The organism is uncultured Mycobacterium sp., assembly GCF_964249325.1.
GTDB lineage: Bacteria > Actinomycetota > Actinomycetes > Mycobacteriales > Mycobacteriaceae > Mycobacterium.
In genome coordinates this window covers 1-9427 of sequence record NZ_CAXUCH010000172.1, presented here as the reverse complement: position 1 = coordinate 9427, position 9427 = coordinate 1, and the positions used below count along the sequence as shown (strand labels likewise).

At 62.6% G+C, this 9427-nt stretch carries 7 protein-coding genes, 1 tRNA gene and 2 pseudogenes; 6 read left to right on the top strand and 4 right to left on the bottom strand.

Annotated elements, in window-relative coordinates; genetic code table 11:
* Positions 1–405, top strand: a pseudogene (locus tag ACFE99_RS18370) (hypothetical protein); the annotation flags it as partial.
* 326 nt (positions 406–731) lie between these two features.
* Positions 732–1376, top strand: coding sequence for a hypothetical protein (locus tag ACFE99_RS18365; RefSeq protein WP_375487763.1), 645 nt, complete (start codon positions 732–734; stop codon positions 1374–1376).
* Between the two features lie 134 nt (positions 1377–1510).
* On the opposite strand, the gene ACFE99_RS18360 is transcribed toward ACFE99_RS18365, so the two are convergent.
* Entirely contained in the window at positions 1511–2368 is an 858-nt protein-coding gene (locus ACFE99_RS18360; protein WP_375487759.1) for a L,D-transpeptidase family protein, read from the bottom strand.
* Between the two features lie 931 nt (positions 2369–3299).
* Between ACFE99_RS18360 and ACFE99_RS18355 the strand changes: the two genes are divergently transcribed.
* A complete protein-coding gene (locus ACFE99_RS18355) occupies positions 3300–4079 on the top strand; it encodes a DUF4268 domain-containing protein (RefSeq protein WP_375487757.1) in 780 nt (259 codons plus the stop codon).
* Between the two features lie 260 nt (positions 4080–4339).
* On the opposite strand, the pseudogene ACFE99_RS18350 reads toward ACFE99_RS18355, so the two are convergent.
* Positions 4340–5164: pseudogene (locus tag ACFE99_RS18350) on the bottom strand (polysaccharide deacetylase family protein).
* 895 nt (positions 5165–6059) lie between these two features.
* Positions 6060–6728 (bottom strand): response regulator transcription factor, encoded by a 669-nt coding sequence (locus ACFE99_RS18345; RefSeq protein ID WP_375487755.1) that lies wholly within the window; start codon positions 6726–6728, stop codon positions 6060–6062.
* A gap of 131 nt (positions 6729–6859) precedes the next feature.
* Between ACFE99_RS18345 and ACFE99_RS18340 the strand changes: the two genes are divergently transcribed.
* On the top strand, positions 6860–7015 hold the full coding sequence (locus ACFE99_RS18340; protein ID WP_375487761.1) for a DUF6131 family protein: 156 nt from the start codon (positions 6860–6862) through the stop codon (positions 7013–7015).
* 378 nt (positions 7016–7393) lie between these two features.
* Here ACFE99_RS18340 and ACFE99_RS18335 read toward each other — a convergent pair.
* Positions 7394–7467: transfer RNA gene (locus ACFE99_RS18335), tRNA-Gly, on the bottom strand.
* Positions 7468–7542: 75 nt separating this feature from the next.
* On the opposite strand from ACFE99_RS18335, the gene dcd reads away from it, so the two are divergent.
* Positions 7543–8157 carry a dCTP deaminase gene (gene dcd, locus ACFE99_RS18330; protein ID WP_375487754.1) on the top strand — a complete coding sequence of 205 codons (615 nt, stop codon included), beginning with the start codon at positions 7543–7545 and terminating at the stop codon, positions 8155–8157.
* Between the two features lie 199 nt (positions 8158–8356).
* The coding region (locus ACFE99_RS18325; RefSeq protein WP_375487752.1) for a hypothetical protein at positions 8357–9427 on the top strand (1071 nt) is incomplete at its 3' end.

Genomic DNA, 9427 nt, shown 5'->3' with positions numbered 1-9427 from the left:
GCACATCCTCACCATCAACGCCGCCATCATGCTCACCCTGAGTGCCGGTCAACAGGTCTGCAGGTCAAGACCATCTTGGTGTCTCGGACCATCAGCGCGATATTTCCCGAGATTCAAAGCATCGGCGGTGTTCGACCGGATGCGCTGAGGTGGCATCCCAACGGCTTGGCGCTCGACGTGATGATCCCCAACCCGGGCAGCGCCGAGGGCATCGCGCTGGGCAACCAGATCGTCGCGTTCGTGCTCGCGAACGCGGATCGCTTCGGGATCCAAGACGCCATTTGGCGCGACGTGTACTACACGCCCGCCGGCCCGCAAGGATCCGGGTACGGCCACTACGACCACGTCCACATCACCACCATCGGAGGCGGATATCCGACCGGTGACGAGGTTTACATCCGCTGAGGGCCGGCGCCGGTGGGTGCTGCAGCGTTAGACCGCTCGGAGGTGTCGTGACTCGGTCGACATCGGCTTCGTCGGCTACGCCTTCCCCTCAACGGGTGTGCCGTGACAGTCTCCGGCTTGTGCGACCGCTGCGCTTCTGGAGGGACCAGCGCTGGCCGAACGTCACCGTTTGGGAACGGCACGTCACCGTTTGGAAACGGCGCGGTGCGGCGTGGCTTGTGTTGCGCACCAGCCGCTGACAATTAGACCGTCGTCTAAACAGGACTTCCTTACGGCTATGCGGTTCTGCTGCACCGTTTGATGACGGAATCCGAGCGCGAAAGGAGCTGACGGTGATGATGATCTTTGATCGGTTCAGCATCAAAGTAGTTGCCGGCGCTGGGTTATGCGGAGCCGCAATAGCATTGAGCCCGGGGACAGAAGCTGCCCCGCTCATCACCGGTGGCTACGCGTGCATGCAGGGACAGTCGGGCGAAGCCGCACCGTTGGTCCCCGCCAGCGGAACGGTGGCGACTGCCGGCGGACCCGAGGCCGGCGGAGGACCGGCAACCGCTGGCGGACCGCTAGCCGGTGCAGGGCCGGTAACCACAGGCGCGTGCACGGCTAGCGCTCCACTCACCGACATGGCTGGTGTTCCGGTAGTTGCACCTGGGCCGGTGGCTGCGCCGGTGGTGGCGGGTGCTCCAGTGGCTGCGCCGGTTCCGGTGGGTGCCCCGGTCGGTGCGCCGGTGCCTGTCGGCGCTCCAGTTCCGATTGGTGCTCCGGTGGGTGCGCCGGTGCCGGTGGGTGCTCCAGTGGCGGTGGGTGCTCCAGTGGCGGCGGGTGCTCCAGTGGCGGCGGGTGCTCCGGTGCCGGCGGGCGCTCCACTCATCGACATGTCTGGTAGCTATGGGGGCAAGGGTGCGCCGACTGGTCCGCCGCCGGCTGGTGGGCCCGTACCCGGTCAGCCCTTCCTGCCCGGTCCCGCCTGAGGTTGCCCCTCCTGCTGCAGCGCCTGCACAGGCGGCGCGTCGCAACCGTAGGCGGTGGTTGTCAGCCTGGATTGTGGCGACCTCGATGACAGTGAAACCCGTTGCTACGCAGCATTTTGATGCTGCGGCCCACATCAATGAGGTGCTGACCCCCGTGGGGGAAGCCGGTGTGGTCGCTCTATTCCCGATTCCTGGACGATCACCGGGTCACCGATGTTGACCGTGTTGAAATACCACTCGGCGTCGGCGGGACTCAGGCTGATGCAGCCGTGGCTGACATTCTGACTTCCGAGTGAATTGATAGCCCACGGAGCTGAATGCACGAACAGGCCACGGCTGGTGAGACGCACGGCATAATCCACCGGGATCCGGTAACCGTCGGGATTGGTAGTAGGGATGCCGACGCTGCTCGAATCCATAATCACCGAGCGTTCCTTTGACAAGACGGTATAAGTGCCCACAGGTGTCGGGTATTCCGGTCTGCCCATCGAGGCCAGCATCACCCCCTCTTCTCCCCAGTGAGGTCGGTGGTGCGGCGCGGGTAGTCGAGGCGGCGGCCCGTCGCCGACCCCGTCGATGCTGACGGTGAACGTGTGATCGGAGATATCGGCGACACCGACGACGGCTGGACCAGTTTTGAACTTGGTGGAAAGTCCGCCAACCGAAAGCGCTACTGTGCTGTGCGCCGGCCAGAATCGGTCGGGAACCCACTGCACAACGTTGTCGTCGAGCCATTCGAACGTGCCGGTCATCGCGGGCACCGATTTGACGTCAATACCACGCTCGGCCGCGTGTCGATTGGCGACAGGCGCGCTGAACGTCACGACCACGGGATGCGCCACACCCACCACCTGTTCACGCGTCGGTAGAACCGATGCGATAGCGAACCGATACGCCTGGCTCGTCGCCGCAAGGCTTACGTCGGCCGGACCCGCAACCACGGTCGCAGCGACAGCGATCACCGCAAGAACACACCGAACTAACGCCCGCATGGCTCAGGTCCTCTTAATCGACAGGGTTGTAATAGGCATGGTAGGGGGCCGCGAAGAGGCGAACCGAAAGGGCGCGTTAGCAATTCGATCAAGTCTCAGTCACGTTTCGGCTACGGTCGGCGAATCCTTTGAGTGCGCACCCGTGGGGGCGCTCAGGAGCGGGCATGAGGAACTCCGGCCTGACGGGCTGTATACGGATTGGGAGGACGAAGCCCTGCAAGGCAACGCTCCCAAGCCAATCGTCGGTCTAATCTGCGCGTATCGACGGCACAGCAGGCCGCAGGCTTACGATCCGCATGTTTGCCGCGCTCTGGACGTTGTCTACTCCCTCGCTGAAAAGATCTGCGGCAGCCTAAGCTTTCGAGGCGTCGGCTTAGACGCCGTCACACGCGGGCCAGTGCGCGCGCAGCGTGCTCGCATCGCGCAGTTGGGCGCTTTCTGAGCGCTCCCGCCCACCACTAAAGGGGTGTTCTGCCCGTGGTCATACTGCTCGGCTTCGAACTCGATGTGGATTACGATGAGCGCCGGGTCAGTCAGCAGATGAGCGGTCCACACGGTCGGGGCCTGGGTGGTAGGAACATAGCGATTCTTTGATGCGGGTCCGCAGGGAGCGAGGCCGCAGCTAAGACGAGAACTTGCGGAGGCAGCGTCCGCCGCGGGTGACAAAGTGGGTCTGCTGAACTTCTGAAACTGATCCTCCGATCGGCATACGACCGACCCGAGGCAGGCAGGCCAACAGCGGTTAGCGGGTTCACCGCGCGTTCGCATAACGATCGTAGGCTTCAAATACTTATTCAGTGGAGAACAGCGATGACGCAGTCACAGTCGACCTGCTTTTGCCCTAGTGTTGTGGCGCTCAACGGCATGACGACACTGCCGGCGCACCAGGTGGGAGTAACCTGCCACGCGTATCGTTTGTTGTGGTGACGTCATGGAAGCGGCGGTCTTCTTTTTTCTAGTTTTATTTCTCGGTTTCTTTGTCGCTCTCGGGGGGATCGTTTTCGCGGCGAAATCCGCCGAGGCGAGGGCCGCCGAGGCGAGGGCCGCTGCGGCGAAGACCAAAGCCGCAAGGGCAGAAAAAGAAGCCGCCAGAGACGCCGATACCCGCGTTGTTGGGGTCGAGACGGAGGTGGGCCAGATGGGCGCCTCCACCGGGACGCCGGCATTCGAGCTGGCCACGCGTTCGAATGACGGGGGAAAAGGAGTCAAGGCCGCCGCCGGCGCAGGTGCATCAACCGAGCGCTCGAAGCTCTACTGGGACTTCTGGGAGCAATTCCTCAGTCGCGTAGGCACCGAACACCCGGAATGGGCAAAGGGAAAAACATCCAAACGGGAATCGCGCTACGACCTGCCTACCGGCACCAGCGGGATTGTGTACTCGACCGCCTTCACTCAACAAGGTCTCAGCGTCCAGCTTTACTTCAGGAGTTCCGATGCCAGCCTCAACCTGGGCCGGTTTGAGGCACTCCGTGCGATGAAAGACCAATTCGAGCAGGCACTTGGCGAGGGCGCCCAGTGGGATGACAAGCCCGGTAAGAAGGCCGCCGCAATCTACGTCAGCTCGCAGTTTGACGATGTTGCGGACGTGGATCTTTGGCCTGCGATGCTCGACTGGGTGCTGGATCAGCACGTGCGGTTCAGAAAGGCGGTTCAGACGGTCGGTGGACTGGGGTCTCTTGCCACGCTTATAGCGGCGCGCCGTAGAGAGTAAACCCGTCCGCTGACACCGGCAGCAACGACGTAACGATCTTATCGCCTGTGCTGCCGCGATCTGGTTCGTTGACGCCTGTCCAAAGGCCAACCATGGAATAGGCGGGAGCCGCTTCGCATCTACCAGGCATGGACCACGTTGAACGCGAAGCGATTATCTCAAGCGGTCGATAGACCAACCGCTCGAGGTTATGAGCGTGCCTTCATGTCGCCAATGCGTATGACGCAAAGAATTCTATTGTGCTGCAGGCCAGAGACAGTTTAGTTCCACGACGGTGGTTTCACGAAGATGTCGTTGAGCGTGACCGACCGCAGCCTGCGATCGCGGATCATGTCGACCAGTTGACCGTAGACATGGGTGACAGGCGCGTGTTTCAGATGGCCGATCACGATGTTCTGCGGGGTGAAGTACCGGTCGGCCATCTTGAGGATGTAGTCCTCGCTGACTCGCTTGGCATCTCCCAGATCTCCGGACCACAGCGTCATCACCGTGTAGCCGAGCCCTGCTGCGACTGCGTCGACGGTGGAATTATGAGCGCCGTACGGTGGCCGCAAGAACGGCCGGGCATCGGTGCCGTAGGTTTTTCTCAAGAAGGTGTCATTACGGCTAATCTCGTCGATGATCCGATGTACCGGCAGAGTGGTCAGATCGGGATGAGACCACGTGGGTTCAATTGGATCTGCCCGGACTCCACGACTGGGCGCAACAGCCGCAGGTTATCGGCCCACGAATGGTAGCGACCGTTGACGAAAAGGTCAATCGCAATCCGGTGTCTTTGGCGAATTCCGTATACATGCGTACCACGTCGGTGTTGACAACGTCATCGAGTGTCAACGCCAGCGAATCACCAGCGCCCGGCAAGCTCCACAGCGTTCCCCTGCCGGCAGGGGGATTCGCCATTCTGCCCGTGGAGGTGGCAACAGTCCCGGCAGTCGGTGCGTCGGCGAGGGACCTAATGGAGCAACCTCATCGGCGAATGCGAGAGTTCGCGTCGGCGCGCCAACTTGACAGCGGGCCATACCAACGCCCGAAACGATTGCGACGGCCACACCTGCCATGAATTTGCGCCGGTTTAGCTCTGACATGTGATCTCCAGACGATTAAGGCGCGAATTCGATGATGTGGGGCCGCAAATCGGCCGGAACGCATTCAGCCGCGGACCGTACCACTAGCCAGGTCTAAGCCGCGTTCAGACACAGCGGTGAAGGAGGTTTCGATTTCCTCACGCGTTTTTCTTGACCGAAATGCCGCGGATCGCGGTCGCGGGCAGGAGGTGCTGGTAAAAATCAGCGACGTCTTCCCAGATCGGAGAAAGACAGCGACTGTGTGATCGACCGGTGCTCAATGTCTATTCGGCGCCTGAGCCGGCTCGGCGGGGACATCTCGATGACGCCAATCCCGCCGGTGCGCGCCGTCGTCGACCATCTGTTCCGCGAGAACGGCTGCTGTCTGGGCGGTTCCCGCGTCGGGTGTTCTGTCTGAGACACTGCTCAATCACGCGGCCGACGGTGACGTGGCCGAAGGCAAGGCCGTGATCGAACGGTTAGCTTCCGCGCCAGCCGACGATGGCTTGGCGATACGCGAGATCTGGTGCTGGGCTGCTGGCTCTGGCGGCGCGAGCTCACGGTGATGATGCAGCTTATGCGCATTGCGGGATCGCTAACTGACACAGGGGCAGATGGCTTCATTCGAAGGGCATACCGCCTAGCGAGGCAATGCCATGACGGCGACGCCGTCTCATGCTTACTCAACGGCGCACGACGAGATAGGTTGTGAGACGAAGTTCTGAGACATTGCGGTGCGCACTGATGCGCATTGAAAGGCGATCAATGCGTGTCTCACATGTGGTCTTGAGATCAAGCTCGAATATGAGACGCAGGTGCGGTACCAGATGGCAACGGCCCGCTCTAACCGTGCAACTCGCGGGAGCAAATGCAAGACACCTGCCGCATCGTGTTGCCTCGGTGGCCTGGATGGCCTCTAGGGTCCACCGCGCCAGTGTTCGATGCGGTGATGGTCAGGAGTGAAACCATGCTCCACACCCCATAAGACCGCCTGGGTCCGACTGCCGACGTCTATCTTTCGGTAGATCGTGCGGATGTACGACTTCACAGTGTTGGGGCTGAGGTACGTCAGCCTGGCGACGTCAGCATTACTTTTGCCCTGGGTGATGAGGGCCAGGATCTCCGACTCTCGATCGCTGAGCCCTTCGCCGCGGCCGGGCCAGTCGAGGCCGGCGGCGCTGCGCGCCCGCGGTGGGACATCGCTGATAATAGTCTCGCCCGCATGCACCGCCTCCAACGCAGCGACCAACTCCCGCGCCGGCAGCGTCTTCGATAAGTAGCCGTGCGCTCCCTGCTGCCGCGCGCTGGCGATGAGATCCGGGTGAAAGTTCCAGGTGTAGACCACAACTCGGCGTGCGCGCGGATTCGCAACCCACACTGCGATCTCCTTGTGGTCGGATTCCGGTTGTGCGAACGAGTCGTACAGGACAATGTCGACGGGGTCGTCGACGGGCATAGTCGAGTCGAGTTCGGCGACGACCACTCGGTCTCGGTACCGGTCGAGCATTTTGGCAACGCCCATCACAACGACGTCGTAGTCGTCAACGAGCGCCACGGTGATCGGCCTCCGCGTGGGCGCGGGCATGCCAAGAAGATTACCTCCCTAGGGGTGTATTGCCACCCTCCTTAGGGGTGTCTACTGAAGTCACGTCGAGAAACCGCCCGACCGATCCGATCTTCAAGCGCGCGGTCGTCGCCAGATCAGAAAGGCTCACCGTGATCATTCTCGGAATTATCCTGCTCATCGCCGGATTCCTGCTCAAGATTTCGATTCTGTGGACCATCGGAATCATCCTGCTCGTTATTGGTGTGATTCTGGCGATCCTGGGAGCAGCGGGACGCGCGGTCGGCCCCCGCCGCCACTACTTCTGACCGACAACCTGCCCGGCCCAGACAAGTGCTGATGTCCACCGCCGAGCGCTGCGGCCCTTGACCTTACGTAGCAATCCGCAGACATAGCTCGGATTGCCCGCAACAGGACAAAGGAGTAAGCAACGCCTGTTTGGCGATGGATTTTGATTGCGGCGAGTGGCGTCCGCGCGGCGACGGCGATGCACCTCGCCGGCACGCCTGTTGCGGTCATCGCGGCGTGGATCGAACACAAGGACGCCAGCCTCGCGATGCGGCCCTATGCGGGCTCGCAGGATCACCCTTTGAAGGCCGCTGGGACAAATTCGACTGGATTGTGACAACGTCGTGACACCGAGGCCGCTAATCGAATAGATCGAACGGCGTTGCCGCAGTTGATCGTGGAGCCGATGACGGGAATCGAACCCGCGTTCTCAGCTTGGGAAGCTGATGTTCTGCCATTGAACTACATCGGCGCGGTTGCATCGGAAGGCTAGCATCCAGCGCCGCGTCGCTCATCCACAACGCAGGCCAGCAGATACGCTCGTCGCGTGCTGCTCTCCGATCGTGACCTCAGGGCCGAAATCGATGCCGGGCGGCTAGTGATCGACCCGTTCGACGATTCCCTGGTGCAGCCGTCCAGCGTCGACGTCCGTCTCGACAGCCTGTTTCGGGTGTTCAACAACACCCGCTACACCCACATCGACCCCGCCCAGCAGCAAGACGAGCTGACCACCCTGGTCGAGGCGGTCGACGGCGAACCGTTCGTGCTGCACCCCGGGGAGTTTGTGTTGGGCTCCACGCTGGAGGTCTGCACGCTGCCCGAGGACCTCGCGGGCCGGTTGGAAGGCAAATCCTCGCTGGGCCGGCTGGGGTTGTTGACGCACTCGACGGCGGGTTTCATCGACCCGGGCTTTAGCGGACACATCACGCTAGAGCTGTCCAACGTCGCCAACCTGCCGATCACCCTGTGGCCGGGCATGAAGATCGGTCAGCTGTGCATCCTGCGGTTGACCAGCCCGGCCGAGCACCCCTACGGCAGCGCTCGGGTGGGCTCGAAATACCAGGGCCAGCGGGGCCCGACGCCGTCGCGCTACTACCAGAACTTCATGGAGTCCACACAACGCACCCCGACAGGAGGGGCGTCGCGGCGCGGCACGCAGTAAAGTCGAGATACGGGACTGTGGGGGCTCAGGTCCCGCGCCTGCCAACTTGATACGGTCCAGCTAACTTTGGGGTGGGACGCCGCACAAGCTGCGGCGATGAAGTGGGTGGCTGCCGGACCGAGGCTGCGCAACACGGTGCAGATCTCGACCGGCGAGCAAACGACTTGGAGGGGCAGTGGACACCGTACTTGGTGTGTCGATGGCACCCACGACGGTCCGCATGGTGTTGGTCGAAGGCGAAAACGCCGACGGCGTCACCGTCGACGAGGAGAACATCGAGCTACCAGCGGACGACGAGTCGGCGCCGTCGACGGGAGCTGACCAAGTTATCTCGGCGATCCTTGGCACCCGCGAGGGCGCGACCGAGGCCGGCTATCAGCTGCGCTCGATCGGTGTGACGTGGACCGACCCGGTGCAAGCTAATGCGCTGCGCGACATGCTGGTCGCCCGCAAGGTCGAGAACGTCATGCTCGTCTCGTCGTTTTTGGCCGCGCTGGCGCAGACGGTGGGCAGCGCCACCGATCACGAGCACACCGCCCTGCTCTACGTCGAGCCCGACAGCGCAACCTTGGCCGTGGTCAACACCGCCGATGGATCCATCGCCGACGTGCACCGCGAGCAGTTGCCGGACGATGACGACGAAGCGGTGGCCAAGCTGATCGAAATGGTCTCGGTCGCAAACAATTTGGAAGCGCAGCCCGAAAGCTTGTTCGTCATCGGCGCCGGTGTTGACATCCCGATGATCAAGCCGGCGTTGGAGGCGGCGAGCCCGCTTCCGGTCAGCGTGCCGGAGGAGCCGGAGACCGCACTGGCCCGCGGAGCGGCGCTGGCCTCAGCCAGTGCTCCGCTCTTCGCGTCGTCGACGGCTGCGCTGGCCTACGCCCAAGATCCCGGCACCGGCGCGGTGAACCCGTATGCGCTCGCCCCCGGCTATTTGGCTGCGGCGGAGGTACCGGTTGGCGCCGACGAAGCAGACGAGGCCCTGGCCTACAGCGCGGTACCCGACGAGGAGGCCGAGGCGTTCACGGTGGCCGCCGACGAAAACGCCACTCCCTACGCCGCTGTGGCCGAGGAGGAGAACTACACCACCGGGATGTTCCCGGACTTCGGTGCCGAGGCCGCCGAGCAGTCTAGCCGCCGGCCGTTCCTGGCGGCAATGAGCGTGTTGACGATTTTCGTGGTTGGTGTTGTGACGCTGGTGCTTTCACTGGCGGTCTCCATCCGCCCGCATGTCGCTCAGCGGCCCACCCTTGGCCAGAACGTGGTTGCT

Coding starts and splice junctions, on each gene's coding strand:
- ACFE99_RS18360 (WP_375487759.1), bottom strand. CDS start 2,368: ATGCGGGCGTTAGTTCGGTGTGTTCTTGCGGTGATCGCTGTCGCTGCG.
- ACFE99_RS18345 (WP_375487755.1), bottom strand. CDS start 6,728: ATGCCCGCGCCCACGCGGAGGCCGATCACCGTGGCGCTCGTTGACGAC.
- ACFE99_RS18355 (WP_375487757.1), top strand. CDS start 3,300: ATGGAAGCGGCGGTCTTCTTTTTTCTAGTTTTATTTCTCGGTTTCTTT.